Below are 17,472 nucleotides of genomic sequence, written 5' to 3' on the forward strand. Positions count from 1 at the left end.
ACCTCCTGTTTTTTGTGTTTGTCGTAATTCACAAAATAAACAAGGAGGTTTTTATTTGGCAAGCCATCCACAAAATTCGGGATGACTCATGTTTCACTATTATTAAAATAGTTATTACTATAAAACAAATCCAACCCCAACGGTTGAGTTTGTTTGGTCGTCCACTAAAATAAAGGCTCCATTTGCAGGATTGTATTCGTACTTATCTGCAAAAATTGGCTTGGCAGTTTTCAAGACAATCTCTCCGATTTCGTTCAATTTCAATTCAGCAACTGCATCTACAATCGTATCTTGGTTCACTACGTCAATTTTATTATTCAAAGCTACTACTTTCGCTTTTGAATCATTAATGCCATGCTGAAGGATATAAGTTTTACCTGAAACCAATGGTTTGGAATCCATCCAGCAAATTCTTGCAGTGATTTCTTTCAATGGCTCAAGTGTTGAAGTAGATTTCACCAACATATTACCACGAGAAACATCTACGTCTGTTTCTAAAGTAATTACTACAGATTCCTTCGCTCCAGCTTTTTCTAATTGCGTACCGAATTTTTCAATCGTAGCAATTTTAGAATTTTGTCCCGTTGGCAAAACGGTGATTTCATCTCCAACAGAGAAAGAACCACTAGCAATTTTACCTGCATAGCCTCTATAATCATGGAATTCTTCCGTTTTTGGACGAACCACAAATTGAACAGGGAAACGAGCTGGCTTTTTAATTTCGTCGAAATTGGTAGATTCCAATTCTTCTAACAATGGCGCACCTGTAAACCAAGGCATTTCAGTTGACTGAGTAGAAAGATTTTGTCCGTACAAAGAAGACATTGGAATAAAAGTAATTTCCTGTCCTTCAAAAGATACTTTATCAGCCAAAGCCTGAACTGCATCTTTGATTTCGTTGAAACGTTCTTCCGAATAACCTACTAAGTCCATCTTATTCACACACACAATTACTTTCGGGATACGAAGCATTGATGAAATGAAGAAGTGACGAAAAGTTTGTTCCAACACACCATTACGTGCATCTACCAAAATCATAGAAACCTTTGTATTTGAAGCCCCAGTAACCATATTACGGGTATATTCAAAGTGACCAGGCGTATCTGCAATGATGTATTTACGTTTTGGCGTCGAGAAATAAATATTGGCTACGTCGATAGTGATACCTTGTTCACGTTCGGCGATAAGACCGTCGGTTAATAATGATAAATCTAAAAAGTCTAAACCTTTACGTTTTGAAGCTGCTTCTAATGCTTCAATTTTATCACGCGTGATTGATTTTGTTTCGTATAAAAGTCGTCCGATGAGGGTACTTTTCCCATCATCCACCGAACCTGCTGTTGCTATTCTTAAAATATCCATCTTTTCTATTGAGTGATTGAGTGAATTGTGAGTTAGTGAATGAGTGAGTTTTAAACTTTATTAGTTTTGGATGATATAATAAATCACAACTCACTCATTCACTAACTCACAACTCATCAAAAATATCCTTGTTGTTTACGTTTTTCCATCGCTGCTTCAGAACGTTTGTCATCTATTCTGGCACCACGTTCTGAGATTTCTGCTGATAGGATTTCACCGATAATATCGTCTAATTCTATTGCTTCAGACGCTACAGCGGCCGTACACGTCATGTCGCCAACGGTACGGAAACGAACGGTTTCTTCAAAAGGAATTTCTTCTGCATCTTTATTCAAATATTCAGAATCTGCCCAAAGCATTCCATCACGTTGAATTACCTGACGTTTGTGTGAATAATAGATAGAAGGAATCGCCATTTCTTCCTCTTTGATATAATTCCAAACATCTAATTCTGTCCAGTTTGAAATCGGGAATACTCTTACGTTTTCACCGATAGCAATACGACCATTCAACATATCAAACAATTCTGGACGTTGACGCTTAGCATCCCACTGTCCGAAATCATCACGAACAGAGAAAATACGTTCTTTCGCACGTGCCTTCTCTTCGTCACGTCTTGCACCGCCAATACACGCATCGAATTTAAACTCTTCGATAGCATCTAGTAAAGTAACCGTCTGCAAGGCATTACGAGAAGCATATTTTCCTGATTCTTCTTTTACTTTTCCTTGGTTGATAGAATCTTGTACATAACGTACTATCAATTCTGCCCCCGTCTCTTTAGCTAACCAATCACGAAATTCAATGGTTTCTGGGAAATTATGACCCGTATCTACATGAAGTAAAGGGAAAGGAATTTTTCCCGGATAAAAAGCTTTCTGAGCTAAACGTACTAACGTGATAGAATCTTTCCCACCAGAAAACAAAAGCGCTGGTTTCTCGAACTGAGCTACAACCTCACGCATAATATAGATTGCTTCGTCTTCTAATTCACGAGGGAAAAAACCAAATTTCGGAGTGGAAACTTCTGGACTTGGATTTTTTAAATTATCAACCATATTTTTAATTTTTTATTAACTCTTTGACTGTCAGCTTTAAGCAATGAGCTACAAGCTTTTTGTACTTTATATTAATCACAATTGCAACGATAGACTAGACTACTCATCACTCAAAATTCATAACTCATCACTAACTATGTAAGCCACATTCCTTTTGTGATGCTTCCCACCACCAACGTCCTGCACGTGGATGTTCTCCTTCTTGTATGGCTCTAGTACAAGGTGCACAACCAATCGAAATAAAGCCTTTTCTGTGTAAAGGGCTATCTGGAACCCTGTTTTCTTTCAGATAAGCCAACACATCTTCGTAAGTCCAATGAATAAGCGGATTGTATTTAATGACATTATTGTTATTATCCCATTCAACAATTTCCATATCAGAACGGTTCTCTGATTGCTCCGCACGCAAGCCTGTAATCCAGATTTCGGCACCTGCCAAAGCTCTTTTCAAAGGCTCTATTTTACGAATACCACAACATTCTTTACGGTTTTCAACAGAAAAATAAAAGCTATTAAATCCTTTTTCTTTTACCAAAGCTTCTACTTTAGCAGTGTTTGGAAAATAAGTCTCAAATTCTTTTCCGTACTTATTTTTGGTAGTATCCATCAGCTCATAAGTCTCTTGGAATAAACGACCAGTATCAAGCGTAAAAACTTTGATAGGAAGATTGTTCTTAAAAATAGCATCGGTAATTACTTGGTCTTCCTGACCGAACGATGATGAGAAAACTACATTTCCATAGTTTTCAGCCATATAACTTAGCCCTTCTGTAAGCGAAAGACCTTCTAAGGCTTGTTTTAACTGACTTAAATCTGACATAAGCAATCCTGAATTTTATCCTCGTATCCGAGCTTGGCAAAATTTCATATCTGCTTAGTTACACTTGGCAAACTTTTCGGCTTTTAGACTTGTTAATCCTTTGGCAATTAGTTCTAACTGGTAGCTAAGTAATTAGGAGTACAAAGTTAGACAAAGTCTATTAAAAAAAATCATATAAAGTCTATTAATTGGGTAGATTTTAGCTAAAATATTTTTAAAGCAAAAAAAATTTCGTACTGCTAAATCTGTTATCTTTAAAACAAATCCATATCTGTTTATAAGAATACCTAAATCATAAATCTGTATGAATCAGGCACTTGTATCCTATTTTGAGAAGACTGAGAACCACAGTCGCGTGTCAGGAATGAAATTAAAGGATTTAAAGAGCCTTGTTCGTCAAGGAGAGAATATTCAACTTGAGTTTAAGCTGAAAGCAAATCACCCTGAAAAAATTATCCGTGAAGTTGTAGCCTTTGCCAATACAAAAGGAGGTACTTTGCTGATTGGCGTAGGTGATGATAAAAGTATTCCAGGCCTCAAATTCGTCGATGAAGAAGAGTATATCTTAGTCCGAGCCATTGAACGAAACTGCTTCCCTCCTATTTCGTACGAAATTGAACGAGTTAGCGTGACTGACGACCGTGAGGTTTTGGTCATCACGATTCCGAAAAGTAAAAAAAAGCCTCATTACGTACAGCTTGAATCCGAAGAAATGGGTAAGGCCTATGTGCGTGTTGCCGACCGCTCGGTACAGGCTAGTAAGGAGATGAAGCAAATCCTACGCCGTGAAAATGAAGAAGGTATTCAATTCACCTTTGGCGATAAGGAAAAAATTCTAATGTCATATCTATCAGAAAATACAAAAATTACCCTTCCAGAATTTGCTAAAATAGCCAATATTCCTCTTTGGTTAGCTTCTAGAACCTTGGTTTTGTTGGTACTGGCCAATGTGCTAAAAATACAACCTCATGAAATTCTGGACTGGTATTTAGTCGCTTAGTCAAAATCTTTTTTCTCATAATAAGGAGCTTGACTTGGCACATCTATTACGGGCGGTTTCCACATAATTTTTCTTCCGAATTTGAACGTAAAACCAGCACTAAAACTAAGCATATTCGATAATCCAGTATTGCCATAAACAATTCCTGTATGCTTTATTTTCAAGAACAATCCCATTCTGTCAGCATTTTCTTGAAACTGTATACCTACACTTGGGGAAAAGCCCCAATTGACTGAGCTTCCAGAAGGAATATTTTTGGCAAAACCAATATAATTAGGGTCTATCTGAGTTTCGTAACTGGTGAAATAAGCACCAGTTTCTAGTCCCACAAATGGTTTAATGAATTTCTTGCTATAGAGATAATACTCTGCTCCGAAAGATACTGGAACAACATCTTTGTAGTAATAACCATAAATTTTTGTGCTATAATCAAACCGAGATTGTACCGCTAATGCGACTCTCATTTTATTAATGCCAGAATAAGCTGTTAATTTTAGCTTTTCAGAAAGGTGCTTGCGTAGGCTGATATCTAAACCCGAACCAGAATAACTGCCATCGTCACCAAAAGTTGGTTCTGTTACATAACTAATTCCCGTGCTGACTTGGATTTGCGCTTGAAGGAAAAGAGGGAAGAATATCAAAATAAGTAACAGTTTTTTCATATTCAATTCGGTTTATATACAATAACGAATATACAACTTTTTTATATTGCTAGTCTTCTGACTGTCAATTATTTGAGAGCTTATCTTGAAATTTCTTCATATAAAACTGAAAAAGAGAAAAGAAGAGGTAGTTACTAGCGGTAGATATGATTAATTTTAAACGATTAATTACGGTCTAATAAGTTTTTGTTTCCTCCAGTTAATGTTTTCACCATGCTGAAAAACGATTTTGAATATCAATTTATTAAGCCTGATGTGTTGCTTTCAGACTACGTTGATTATTTTTGGTTGGTTGCCAATCATTCTGAAAATGATAAACAGATTATTGTTTTACCTGACGGCAGGGTCGATATTTTATTTTCCTATTCAGGTTCCGAACCTTTCCATGTTGTTCTTTTGGGCTTAGAAAGTCAAGCTACGCAAACAACATTTGCCAGCCAAACAGTCATTTTTGGTGTTAGCCTCAAACTCTTAGCTATTGAATATTTACTTCATACTAGTATTTCTTCTTTACTCGATGGTGTTCAAGTTTTGCCCACTAGCTTCTGGGAATTTAAACAAGAAGATTTAAGCAACTTTGAGCTTTGTTGCCAAAAAGCCACGCATAAAATCAGTCAATTGATAAAAGGCAATATTGACAACCGTAAACGGAAACTATTTGAGTTAATCTATTCCTCAAAAGGCTCAATGAATATCACTACATTATCTGAGGAAGTAGCTTGGAGTAGCCGACAAATAAACCGATATTTTAATCAAACCTTTGGTATCTCTTTAAAATCCTACTGTAATATCCTACGCTTCAGGGCTTCGTTTACACATCTGAAAGAAGGAAAGCTTTTCCCAGAACAAAACTTTACTGATCAGGCACATTTTATTAAAGAGGTAAAAAGGTTTTCGGGAGTAGTACCGAAAGAGTTGAGCAAAAATAAAAACGACCGATTTATACAATTTTTAGCACTACCACCTGAATAGCTTTGTAGCGTATTTAAAACAAGCTATCAAAATGTTAATCAAAGATAAAAAAATCGCAATTGTTGGAGGTGGTCCTGGCGGACTCACCCTTGCTAGACTTTTACAAATGAAAGGGGCTGATGTAAAAGTATATGAAAGAGATGCTAATAGAAATGTAAGAGTACAAGGGGCGACTTTAGACCTTCATTTGGAATCAGGACTTAGAGCCTTAGAAGAAGCAGGTTTAATGAATGCCTTTAAAGCAAATTATAGGCCTAGGGCAGATAGAATCCGTGTCTTAGACGAGCATGCAAAGATTTTCTATGACCAACACGCAGGAGAGAGCATCGAAGCTTTTGGAGAAGAATGGTTTAGACCAGAAATAGACCGTGGTCCACTAAGGGAAATCCTATTAGATTCCCTACAAGCTGATACTGTTGTATGGGATAGTCATATTGTATCCCTTGAACCGATAGCAAACACATGGAAATTAGTTTTTCAAAATGGTAATATTGCCATCGCTGATATAGTTATCGGTGCAGATGGTGCAAACTCTAAAATCAGACCTTTTATTACGCCCATTAAGCCTTTTTATTCAGGCATAACAGCCCTAGAAGGTAATGTTTATGATTCAGCAAAAAATGCTCCTAAGATTCATGAGCTATTAAAGGGAGGAAAAATATTTGCCTTTGGTGATGCTAAAACATTGATAGTAAGTGCCAAAGGAGATGGCAGTTTAGCTTTTTACACAGGCTGTAAAATGGATGCCACTTGGGTAAAAGACAGCGGTATTGATTTTACCGATAACAAACAAGTATTAGCGTGGTTTAAAAACGAATATGCAGCATGGGATGCTATTTGGCAAGAATTATTTGAATATGATAAAGGTTATTTTATTCCAAGACCTTTGTATTGTATGCCTTTAGACCAAACTTGGGAGGCAAAGGCGAATATTACTATGCTTGGAGATGCAGCACATTTAATGCCCCCTTATGCTGGCGAGGGTGTCAATATGGCCATGTTGGATGCAGTAGAATTAAGCGAGGCTTTAACTACTTCAGCACATCCAACGATACAATCAGCCATTGCACATTATGAAAAACAGATGTGTTTAAGGTTTGCGGAAGTAGCACAAGAAACCTTGAATAATACCGATTGGATGCATTCTTCCAATGGTTTGCAGATAATGCTAGATATGTTTAATGAAATACCAAGTTAGTCACTAAAACTGGTCGTGGGTTTTCCACGACCTAATACTATCAAAAGAGTGTGGTGCTTAACCCTCAAGAAATGATTAACTTGTAACTAGATAATCAGCAATTGATTAATACAGATATGAACCTACAAGAATATACTAGTAAACGAATCATGGTACCTGCTGAATTCGAAGATATTTTCTCTCATTTTTATCTCGCTGAAAATAAATCAGCACAAGACATTCATAAAACACTGGTTCCAAGCTTCCAAACTATTATGGTTTTTAGTTTTGGTGTGCCAATACGTTTTAATACTAAGCAAAACACGAACATTGAGATTGATAAGTGTATTATTTTAGGCCCAATAAAGCAGCCTCTTGAATATACATTACCAATAGGAGCCGAAATGTTAGTTATCAATTTCAAAGACGATGCCTTCTACCGTTTTTTCGGACAAGTAATACTATCCGACCATTTGCCTATTAATCCAGATGATTTACTCAACGAAAATTGTTTTACAAACCTTTGGGGTTTGCTTAAAAATACTGACAAAACTAAACGTATCGATTTAATACTAGATTTTTGTAAACCATACTTACAAACAAGAGAAAAAACATTTGAGCACTTTACCTCCTTACAAAACGATTACACGGTTTTGAATCCAATCAAAATCATTGCTCAAGAAACCAATCAAAGCGAAAGAACCGTACAACTCAATCATAAAAAATACTTTGGATACACTGCCAAAGAAAAAAGCCGTTATCAGAAATTTATAAAGGTTATTGAACTACTACAAAATCAACGTACAAAAACAGATTGGTTTACTATCATTGAAATAGGTGGTTACTACGACCAAAGTCAATTGATTCACGATTTTAAGCACTTTCTTAATCTTTCACCAAACCAATATCTTAAGTTTCAAGAAGATATTTGCCAATCAGAACCTAAGTAGGCATTTCGTTTTCTTACAATTTTAGGCTAATACGGCTCGCTACCTTTGTTTCATAAAATTATCTAAAAAATAAAACAATGAAACATCTTATTATTTATGCCCATCCTAATAAAGCGAGTTTAAATCATCTTTTTAAACAAACTGTTGAACAAACCCTGATACAACACAATCATGAAGTTGTAGTCAGAGATTTATATGAACTTAATTTTAATCCCGTACTTTCTCTTGAAGACATGGCTGGTCAACGCAAAGGCACTGTAAACAATGATGTAAAGCTAGAACAAGAGTTTATCTCATGGGCAGACGCCATTACGTTTATTTATCCTATTTGGTGGACAGGTATGCCTGCCATTATGAAAGGCTATATCGACCGTGTTTTTAGTTATGGTTTTGCTTATCGCTATGATCAAGGCGTACAAAAAGGATTATTGAGTGGAAAATCTGCCTACATCATTAATTCTCATGGAAAGTCGAGTGCTGAATACGAAAAAAATGGTATGGACAAAGCGTTATCATTAACTTCCGATAAAGGCATTTATGAATATTGTGGTTTTGAAATAAAACAACATTTCTTTTTTGACCAAGCCGACCGTACCACACCAGAAAAAGTCAACAACTGGACATCACAGATAATTACCACTTATTCAAAATAATAACACTTGAAATTATGTCTTATACCACATTACTCAATGTCGTATATGACCTTAAATTTCTATTATTTCAAGACTTTCAGCATAATAAAAATGATTTAAAACCATTTCTAATGCCAGCTCTATGGCTTTGTTGATGGGGTACTGTTCTTGAGACAGCGGATAGTCTATCGCTGAAAGTTTTGAATGGTAATAACTTATTTGTGGCACTAGCATTCCTGCTTCTGCTTGTTGAGTAAGCTCCTGATAAGCTACAGGATAAGCGACTTTAATTTCTTTACAAGTAACCATTTCTGGTTTATTTTCTTTGTTTCGGCGAAAAGAGAAGCCAAAAAGGCGGCAAATCATGGCTCGATAAGTATAATCGCTACAACCTCCATTGTTTAAAGGAGTTAAGGCAGGTTTATACAACATACAAATAGCTGTTTGGGGATTGGCTATCAGCTCATTATAAAAAAGCTCGGCTTTGTTTTCCTGATAAAGATGATAAGCAAATGGAAGAAGTTCTAAGATAGTGGCTCCAACATTTGGCGACTTACAACAATTGGAACAGCCACTCAAACACGACAGTCCACTTTTTGCTTGTAAATTAGCCAAATCGGCATTTAGTTCGGTATAAAAATTTGTTACAGCATTTACTTTTTCTACTAGCCTCATTCCGTTTCTCCCTTGGGGTTAAAAATATTTAACCCTATACGTATATTTACGGAAAGCTCTGGCTACGATGTAAGGTAGGTAGAATAGCTGGTAATTCAAGTTTATAAAAATTATAAGGAGTATTTAAAAAATAATAGTGCATCTCAAGGAAGGTTATCATAATGTATATCTTTTCAAACAGTAGGAATTCGTTGTCCATCAATCATAAAAAAAACGGTCTAAATTAGTTTAGACCGTTTTTTTATGATTTTAAAAATCAATATTATTACTTCAATACATAAGCCAAAGCCTCCTCGTTTTCAGTAATCCATTCAGTAATTTCTGTCACAATTTGTTTTATCGAAATTTCAGGTTTCCAGCCCGTCAAAGCTGTTACTTTCGTATTGTCTGTTACATATAAACGAATATCAGCAGCACGATTTTCTGCTACTTTGCTAATTGGAATGGTTTTACCAGTTACCTCTTGACAAATCTGTGTAAGTTCTTGTAAAGAAGCACTTACTTCAACGCCTCCTCCAGCATTCAGAATTTCACCGTTTACTGTATCAATGTTATGAAGTTGGAAATCAATCAGTCTGTATAAATCTTTTACGTGTAACATATCACGCGTCTGACGACCTGAGCCTCCGTAACCTATATATGCCAATTGCTGTTGCCAATAATGTTTAGCTACCCATAGCACCATCACACCTTGGTCTATTTTTCCCATTTGCCAAGGACCCGTCAGCACGCCACAACGATTGATGACGGTTTTCATGCCATAAAATTCGTTGTATTCATGAATCATCAATTCAGAGGCTAATTTAGTAGCCCCATATAATGACCTTGCACCATCCAAGGGGAAGTTTTCAGCTATCCCTTTTGATGAAACCCCACCGACTGACTGTTCATCTGACAACACAAAACGAGTTTCAGCTTCTTCAAAGTTCAGTTTTTCAATGGCTTTGATAGGATAAATTCTACTGGTAGATAGGAAAATAAACGCTGCACCACACTTTTTGGTATAGTTCAAGCAATTGATTGTACCTACCAAATTTGTATTGATTAAGTAATCAGGCGTTCCTTCCAAACCTGCTAATACAGAAGGTTCAGCAGAAGATTCAATCACAAAATCAACCACTGGCAATGCATCAAAATCTTCTTTATTACGGATATCTCCGTGAACAAAAATGGCTCCTGCTTTCGCTAAGCGAGGCAAATTAAGTTCAGAGCCTTTGCGTTTTAAATTATCCAAACAGATTACCTCGTAAGTAGGATAATTCGTTTTAATATTAATAGCCAGAGAAGAACCAACAAAGCCTGCTCCACCTGTGATAAGAATTTTCAAAATATCTAGATTTATAATTAAAACTTACTCTATTCTTTTTAATACTACGTTTTCAACTGGACGGATAATCAATGGCACTTTTTCTACTTTTACGGCACTGGTATCCAATCCAAACCATTTATCTTCCGAAGGCGTAAAATCTTTAATAAAGAAATAAGCCTTCATGATTAAGCCTTCCAGCAAGGATAATTTGTTATCAAACGATAGGAATTTCTCTAATACTACAAATCGGAAATCGCCAATGACATTTTGTTTGTTCAATGACTCATAACGAGAGGTAATATCCACTTCTCCTTTTTTCACCATATCCTCTACCACTTTACGGAAGTAAAGATTAATGCGTTGTTCTACCCTGAAACCTAATCTAAAGTTTACTTTAATTACGTCGTCGGGTTCTATCACACTTACTTTATATTCCATTGTATAAGGGTCGTCCATTGTATCTACGTGCACAAACCAATAAATATCTGCTCTTTTAGGGCGTTTTTGGAAGATAGAATAAATAATTTTCGATTCTATTTCGCTCGTTCTAGCCGCATTCGACATAAATACTAAGTGGGTAGCATATTTAGGAATACTCATATCTTGGCTCAGTTCCTTCAAAGGTTCTATATAATCAGCCAGTTTTACGTATTCTGTCAATCGCATTTTAATGATATTCGCCCTAAACCAAATCACCATCAATGCGATAATGGCGGAGGCAATAAATAGCGAAACATATCCACCATGTACAAACTTTCGAAGATTGGCTACCAAGAATGCCCCTTCTATGGCTACGTAAACAATGATAAATCCTACAATCCACCACATATCAATTTTGCGTGTATGTAGGTAATAGGCCATCAATGCGGTAGTCATCAACATCGTTAGGGTAATGGCTAAGCCATAGGCAGCTTCCATATTTGCGGATTCTTTAAACCATAGCACAACCCCAACGCAACCTAGCCATAAGAAAACATTCATACTTGGCACATACAACTGTCCTTTTTGGTCTGAGGGATAATGCAAGCGAACCTTTGGCCAAAAGTTCAAACGGATGGCTTCTGAAACTAATGTAAACGACCCTGATATTAAAGCCTGACTAGCAATTACTGCTGCGGCTGTAGCAATAACAATTCCCCAAATCAAGAAATCTCCAGGCATTAATTCAAAGATAGGTTTACGACCATTCAAAAGTTCTCCGTTATGTAAAATGAGCCAAGCACCTTGTCCGAAGTATTGTAACAAAAGCGTTATTTTAACAAAAATCCAGCTAATCCTGATATTGCCACGGCCACAGTGCCCTAAATCTGAATACAATGCTTCTGCTCCTGTTGTACATAAAAAAACAGCTCCTAGTAACCAGAAACCACTTTCACCACCATGTGAATTTGTCAGCAAATCATAGGCATAATAAGGAGACAAAGCTTTTAGTACTGTCCAGTCCTGAGCAATCCACAGAAGCCCAAAGAAGCCCAACATAGAGAACCACACTAGCATAATAGGCCCAAAGGCTCTACCTACTACCTTTGTACCGAAAATTTGGAACATGAATAATCCCGTAATAATAGCCAATACGATAGGTACCGTTTGGAGGTCAGGATATATTTTCAGCAATCCTTCAATAGCAGAAGCTACTGAGATAGGTGGTGTAATAACACCATCTGCCAACAACGTGGATGCTCCGATAACTGCTGGGAAAGTCAACCACTTAGCATGACGTCTCACCAAAGCGAAAAGGGCTAAGATGCCACCTTCCCCACGGTTATCTGCTCGAAGAATTAGGATTACATACTTGAAGGTGGTTTGCAGTGTTAATGTCCAAAAAATACACGAAAGCCCACCAAGGACTGTTCTTTCATCTATTGGTACATTCCCAATAATTGACTGCATTACGTAGAGTGGTGAAGTACCAATATCACCATAGATAATTCCCATCGCTACCAGCAGACCTGCTGCGGTGGCTTTGTCCATACTTTTATGTTCCATAAAAAGGAAGCCATTGTAACATCGATTGTTACAATTTTTTGTTGGTTAAGTAAAATTTATTCAAAAAAATGGCAAATTATTGTCTGTATTACAAGCAAATATAATACCTCTTCTGGATTATTTACATTATTCAAAAAAAGACCGCTCATTTCTGAGAAGTCTTTTTGTAAATTTAGTTCCATTTCTAAGTTATTTTTTCTCTATTCTTCATAATAATAACCAAAAATAATATCCATTTCATCTTCGGATGTTAAGCCAAATGAGATAGTTTGGTTAGACGTATTATTATAAGTAACCACCGACGTGAGTCCCTCTCCTTTTTTCAAGGCTATCGGTGTGGTATAATTAATCATCGCAGGATGTTCCCAGTCGGTACTCTCATACACTACTTCACCATTTCTTGTACCTCCCAATATTTTTATAACAAACTTTTGTCCATATTTATGATTATGGGATGTCAAGGCTACTACTTTTACATCTGCACTAAACTTAAAATCTTTCGTAATCGTAGTAATAGTTTTGGCGGGTAAACTAAAACTGGTATTATTAAAGTCAATTGTTTTTACAACATTTTTCACTTTTGATTTATCAACAGTATAAAGGTTTACATTGTTTTCACCAAAGTGGAAATCAGTCGTTTTGTTGAAATAATGTGGATTTAAATCAACTGTCATGCCTGCTGGTAATAACAAAGCCGTTCCTTCAGGAAAAGTATATTCCTGACTAGCATTTGTTCCTCCGCCCAGAAACACATGGTTAGACATCTGTAAGGCTGTCACTAAATTCAAGGTATTATCAGGATTCCTTAAATCTCTAATAGTATTGATGGCAGGTAAATTACTGCCTGTTTTATCTCTAAAATCGTATAATACCATGTGGTGGCTATTGGTACGAGACTGGAATTTTAAACGGTTTACGTATATATCTGTAGTATTACCTACAGCCTTGCGTACAAAAATCTCTCTCTCAAAATTGGGTTGAATCGTAAATTTTTCTACCTGCATCTGATACCCTGTAGTGCCTTCTTCTTGAGGCGTTTGCATCGTTTTAAAATCATCGCTACTAGAAACACTTGGTGTTTTATCATCCAACAATGTTTTATCTACTACATCCCCTGTTTTAGGTGCACCAGCTTCAATCCAGCGACGAACGAATTCTATTTGACCTACCGTAAGGGCAGTTCCACCCAAAGGCATTGGCGAACCATATTGTTTACCGCCATGATGCGATACATCCCAATTAAGTTTATGGTAAAATAAGCTTTCTAACGATTTGTATGGCTTTACTCTCAGGTGCCCGTCTGCCTTAGAAAGTTCATTTTTGGGGACTACTCCTACTAAATTGGCAAAAGCTACTGATTTTTCTAAGACTAATCCGTGTTGAGCATAAGTGCCGTCTGAAGTAGAGGCATGGCAACCAGAAGTAGCACAAGTGGGCGTAATAATTCTATCTTGGATTAAGCTAAAGCTTGATGTTTCACTAGCTGGAGGATTATCATTTATGGCTTTTTTTGAACATGCTGTTATCAGCAGAAAGCCACTTGCTAAGATGATAATAGCTTGGTATATATATTTTTTCATGATTATTTTTGTTAGAGTTCTCTGCTGATACATTGCGAATAAAGATGGTTTTTATTCCATTGTTAAGATAACGGAAAAGATAGTAATTTATGTTGAGATTTTATCAGCTTTCACCAAAGAGCTTTTAATCTGTAGCACAAGTTTCTAACTCGTGCAAGATTACGCCCATGCAACTTTTCTTATGAAATGAGCATCTTTTACAGTAAGGGGTAAAACTTTCAACTAACAATACCGTTTATCAAAAAACAATAGTTACTTTGTCAATAAATCTATTAATTGTTTCTTTTTACAAAATCCAACCTACTTCGCATGAAAAACCTTAGGTTATCTCTGCTGGGAGTCGTGTTATCGCTATTTCTAAACACTCTCGCATTTGCTCAAAAAACTTTTGACTGGAAAACAGCTGCTTCCGCGGGCTATACTTACAAGTACGTAAGTAACGACCCAATGAAAGCTCGTTTTTACACACTTTCTAATGGGTTGACTGTAATCCTTAGCGAAAACCACAAAGAACCACGTATTGCGGCATTAATTCCTACCCGTGCGGGTTCAAACACTGACCCTAGAACTAATACTGGACTTGCCCATTACCTAGAACACATGTTGTTTAAGGGAACTGACAAATTTGGTTCATTAGACTGGTCAAAAGAAAAACCATTGCTAGATCAAGTGGATGCATTGTACGAAAAGTATAATAAAACTACTGACTCGGCACAACGTAAAGCTATTTACAAAGAAATTGACCGTGTGTCGGGCGAGGCAGCTAAATTTGCTATCGCTAACGAATACGATAAAATGATGGCTTCGATGGGCGGACAAGGCACCAATGCTTTTACGTCTTATGAACAAACTGTTTATACAGAAGACATCCCTGCAAATGCTATCGACCGTTTCTTGAAATTACAAGGAGAACGCTTCCGCAATCCAATCTTACGTATTTTCCACACAGAATTAGAAGCTGTTTACGAAGAAAAAAATCGTAGCCTTGACAACGATGGTTGGAAAGTATATGAAGCTAGAAATGCTGCATTGTTTCCAACACATAATTATGGTCAGCAAACTACTATCGGTACGATTGAACACTTAAAAAATCCATCATTAGTCGAAATTCGCAATTACTTCAAGAAATACTATGTGCCAAACAACATGGCTATTATTATGGTGGGAGATTTCAATTCGGATGTTTTAATCAAGAAAATTGAGGCTTCTTTCAAATACATGGTTAGCAAACCAATTGCTGAATACAAGCCAGCTCCTGAAGCACCAATTACTGCCCCTTTAGTACGCGAAGTGTTTGGCCCTACGCCAGATGCCCTTACTATTGCTTGGCGTTGGGCGGGTGCATTGAATACTAAAGAAAAAATTGTAGGGACAATCGTAGATGAATTGATGTCGAACTCAAAAGCGGGTTTGATAGATTTGAACTTAGTGAAAGCCCAAAAAGTATTAAGAGCAAGCTGTAGCCCAGAATGGAACAAAGACTATTCAGTTTGGCAAATGACGGGTTCTCCTAAAAAAGACCAAAGCCTTGACGATGTAAAAGCATTGCTTTTAGGCGAATTAGATAAATTGAAGTCGGGTAATTTTGACGAATCTATTATCAAAGCTATTGCTGCCAACTATAAATTAACAGCTATTCAGGGTTTGGAAAACAATTCTTCTCGTGCCTATAAACTTTTAGAAAGCTTTGTGTTGGATAAATCAAACAAGTGGGATAAAGATGTTGCCATCAACGATGCTTTGAGCAAAGTAACGAAGCAGGAAGTAATGGATTTTGCTAAAAAATACTGTGGTGATGGTTACGTAGTTGTTTACAAACGTAAGGGTACTGATCCTAATATTTCAAAGGTTGATAAGCCTGCGATTACGCCAGTGGAAGTAAACCGTGAGGCACAATCTGAATTTTTGAAAGATGTAAACACAACGGCAATGTCGAACATCGAACCAAAATGGTTGGATTTCAACAAAGACATTAAAAAAGGGAAAATTGGTGCCTTGGAAGCCCTAACGGTAAAAAATACAGATAATGATCTTTTCCGTTTGAGCTACCGTTTTGACATGGGTTCTTGGAATAGTAAAGTATTGCCTATTGCCCTTCAATATTTACAATTTGTAGGTACAGACAAAATGAATGCTGAGCAAATCAGTACAGCATTTTATCGTTTGGCTAGTAGCTTCAATACCTCTTATACCGACCACCATATTACTTTGGGAATGTCGGGCTTGAACGAAAACTTTGCCAAAACAGTAAGCCTTTTTGAAGATTTATTGACTAAATGCAAGAAAGATGATGCCGCTTTAGAATTACTAAAAGGCAGATTATTGAAACAAAGAAACGATGCTAAATTGAACAAAGGAGCCATTTTGCAAGGATTGGCTACTTATGCTTCGTTTGGTGCTAAAAACCCAAGAAATGCCTTACAGTTTACAGATGCAGAACTGAAAGCATTGAACGCGGATGACTTAATTAGCTTCTTACACGATTTGTTCTCATACAAACATACAATCATATATTATGGTCCAAAAACAGTGGAAGAACTGGCTGTGGCTTTAAAAGGTGCTCACCAAATTAATAGTACTTTCAAGGCAGATTTACCTTTAGTAGCAGATTTCAAAATGGAGTCGCCAACTAAGCCAGTTGTATTGTTTACTGATTATGACATGGTTCAGGCAGAAATCAACTGGGTTCGTCCTACGATTGCTTTTAATTCAGCCGAAACACCTATCGTAGAGTTGTACAACAACTACTTTGGTGGAGGGATGTCTTCTATTGTTTTCCAAACTATTCGTGAATCTAAAGCATTGGCTTATTCAACGTATGCGTATTATCAGACACCTAATATCAAGGATGAAAAATACCGCATGATTGCTTACATTGGTACACAAGCAGATAAAATTCATGAGTCTATCGCTGGTATGGATGAGTTGTTGAACGATTTTCCATCGTCTGAAAAGAACTTGGAAACAGCTATTGCGAGTATGAAAAAGAATTATCAAACTGAGAGAATCACACAAGATAATATTATTTATACTTATCTAAGTGGACTTGATAAAGGCGTAACTACAGATGAGCGTCAGGCTATTTATAAGGCTTTAGATAAATTAAGCTTAGATGATTTAAAGAAATTTCAGGATACTTTATTAGCGAAAAAACCATATGCAATGTGTGTGGTGGCTTCTGAGAAAAAAGTAAACTTAGATACTTTGAAAAAATACGGAGAAGTTAAGAAATTGACTTTAGAAGAAGTATTTGGATATTAATTAGCTGTCGGCTTTCGGTCATCAGCTT

Annotated in this window: 14 protein-coding genes; 6 read left to right on the forward strand and 8 right to left on the reverse strand. The window is 36.6% G+C overall.

What is annotated here, in order from left to right:
- Positions 1-117: 117 nt before the first annotated feature.
- The 3 genes from J2Y60_RS23915 to J2Y60_RS23925 form a co-directional block, all read right to left on the reverse strand.
- Complete coding sequence (locus J2Y60_RS23915) at positions 118-1,362, reverse strand: GTP-binding protein (protein ID WP_309924563.1); 1,245 nt, start codon at positions 1,360-1,362, stop codon at positions 118-120.
- Positions 1,363-1,478: 116 nt separating this feature from the next.
- Entirely contained in the window at positions 1,479-2,420 is a 942-nt protein-coding gene (gene cysD / locus J2Y60_RS23920) for a sulfate adenylyltransferase subunit CysD (RefSeq protein ID WP_309924564.1), read from the reverse strand.
- A gap of 130 nt (positions 2,421-2,550) precedes the next feature.
- Complete coding sequence (locus tag J2Y60_RS23925) at positions 2,551-3,240, reverse strand: phosphoadenylyl-sulfate reductase (protein WP_309924566.1); 690 nt, start codon at positions 3,238-3,240, stop codon at positions 2,551-2,553.
- Positions 3,241-3,544: 304 nt separating this feature from the next.
- Between J2Y60_RS23925 and J2Y60_RS23930 the strand changes: the two genes are divergently transcribed.
- A complete protein-coding gene (locus J2Y60_RS23930; RefSeq protein ID WP_409014251.1) occupies positions 3,545-4,240 on the forward strand; it encodes a helix-turn-helix domain-containing protein in 696 nt (231 codons plus the stop codon).
- Here J2Y60_RS23930 and J2Y60_RS23935 read toward each other — a convergent pair.
- Positions 4,237-4,902 (reverse strand): hypothetical protein, encoded by a 666-nt coding sequence (locus J2Y60_RS23935; RefSeq protein WP_309924567.1) that lies wholly within the window; start codon positions 4,900-4,902, stop codon positions 4,237-4,239. The two genes, J2Y60_RS23930 and J2Y60_RS23935, sit on opposite strands and share 4 nt — an antisense overlap.
- A gap of 213 nt (positions 4,903-5,115) precedes the next feature.
- On the opposite strand from J2Y60_RS23935, the gene J2Y60_RS23940 reads away from it, so the two are divergent.
- The 4 genes from J2Y60_RS23940 (at position 5,116) to J2Y60_RS23955 (ending at position 8,654) form a co-directional block, all read left to right on the forward strand.
- Positions 5,116-5,874 (forward strand): AraC family transcriptional regulator, encoded by a 759-nt coding sequence (locus J2Y60_RS23940; RefSeq protein ID WP_309924568.1) that lies wholly within the window; start codon positions 5,116-5,118, stop codon positions 5,872-5,874.
- Positions 5,875-5,905: 31 nt separating this feature from the next.
- Positions 5,906-7,072, forward strand: a complete 1,167-nt coding sequence (locus tag J2Y60_RS23945; RefSeq protein ID WP_309924570.1) for an NAD(P)/FAD-dependent oxidoreductase — start codon at positions 5,906-5,908, stop codon at positions 7,070-7,072.
- Positions 7,073-7,188: 116 nt separating this feature from the next.
- Complete coding sequence (locus J2Y60_RS23950; protein WP_309924571.1) at positions 7,189-8,001, forward strand: helix-turn-helix domain-containing protein; 813 nt, start codon at positions 7,189-7,191, stop codon at positions 7,999-8,001.
- A gap of 77 nt (positions 8,002-8,078) precedes the next feature.
- Positions 8,079-8,654, forward strand: coding sequence for an NAD(P)H-dependent oxidoreductase (locus J2Y60_RS23955; RefSeq protein WP_309924572.1), 576 nt, complete (start codon positions 8,079-8,081; stop codon positions 8,652-8,654).
- A 51-nt stretch (positions 8,655-8,705) separates the two neighbouring features.
- Here the strand turns inward: J2Y60_RS23955 and J2Y60_RS23960 are convergent, their stop codons facing one another.
- The 4 genes from J2Y60_RS23960 to J2Y60_RS23975 form a co-directional block, all read right to left on the reverse strand.
- Positions 8,706-9,308, reverse strand: coding sequence for a YkgJ family cysteine cluster protein (locus J2Y60_RS23960; RefSeq protein WP_309924574.1), 603 nt, complete (start codon positions 9,306-9,308; stop codon positions 8,706-8,708).
- Positions 9,309-9,573: 265 nt separating this feature from the next.
- Positions 9,574-10,635, reverse strand: coding sequence for an NAD-dependent epimerase/dehydratase family protein (locus tag J2Y60_RS23965; RefSeq protein WP_309924575.1), 1,062 nt, complete (start codon positions 10,633-10,635; stop codon positions 9,574-9,576).
- A gap of 24 nt (positions 10,636-10,659) precedes the next feature.
- Positions 10,660-12,603, reverse strand: coding sequence for a KUP/HAK/KT family potassium transporter (locus tag J2Y60_RS23970; protein ID WP_309924576.1), 1,944 nt, complete (start codon positions 12,601-12,603; stop codon positions 10,660-10,662).
- A 200-nt stretch (positions 12,604-12,803) separates the two neighbouring features.
- Complete coding sequence (locus tag J2Y60_RS23975) at positions 12,804-14,183, reverse strand: hypothetical protein (RefSeq protein WP_309924577.1); 1,380 nt, start codon at positions 14,181-14,183, stop codon at positions 12,804-12,806.
- A gap of 309 nt (positions 14,184-14,492) precedes the next feature.
- Between J2Y60_RS23975 and J2Y60_RS23980 the strand changes: the two genes are divergently transcribed.
- Positions 14,493-17,444 (forward strand): insulinase family protein, encoded by a 2,952-nt coding sequence (locus J2Y60_RS23980; protein WP_309924579.1) that lies wholly within the window; start codon positions 14,493-14,495, stop codon positions 17,442-17,444.
- The last annotated feature ends 28 nt before the right edge of the window (positions 17,445-17,472 follow it).

The organism is Arcicella sp. BE140 (assembly GCF_031456255.1).
GTDB classification, from domain to species: Bacteria; Bacteroidota; Bacteroidia; order Cytophagales; family Spirosomataceae; genus Arcicella; species Arcicella aquatica.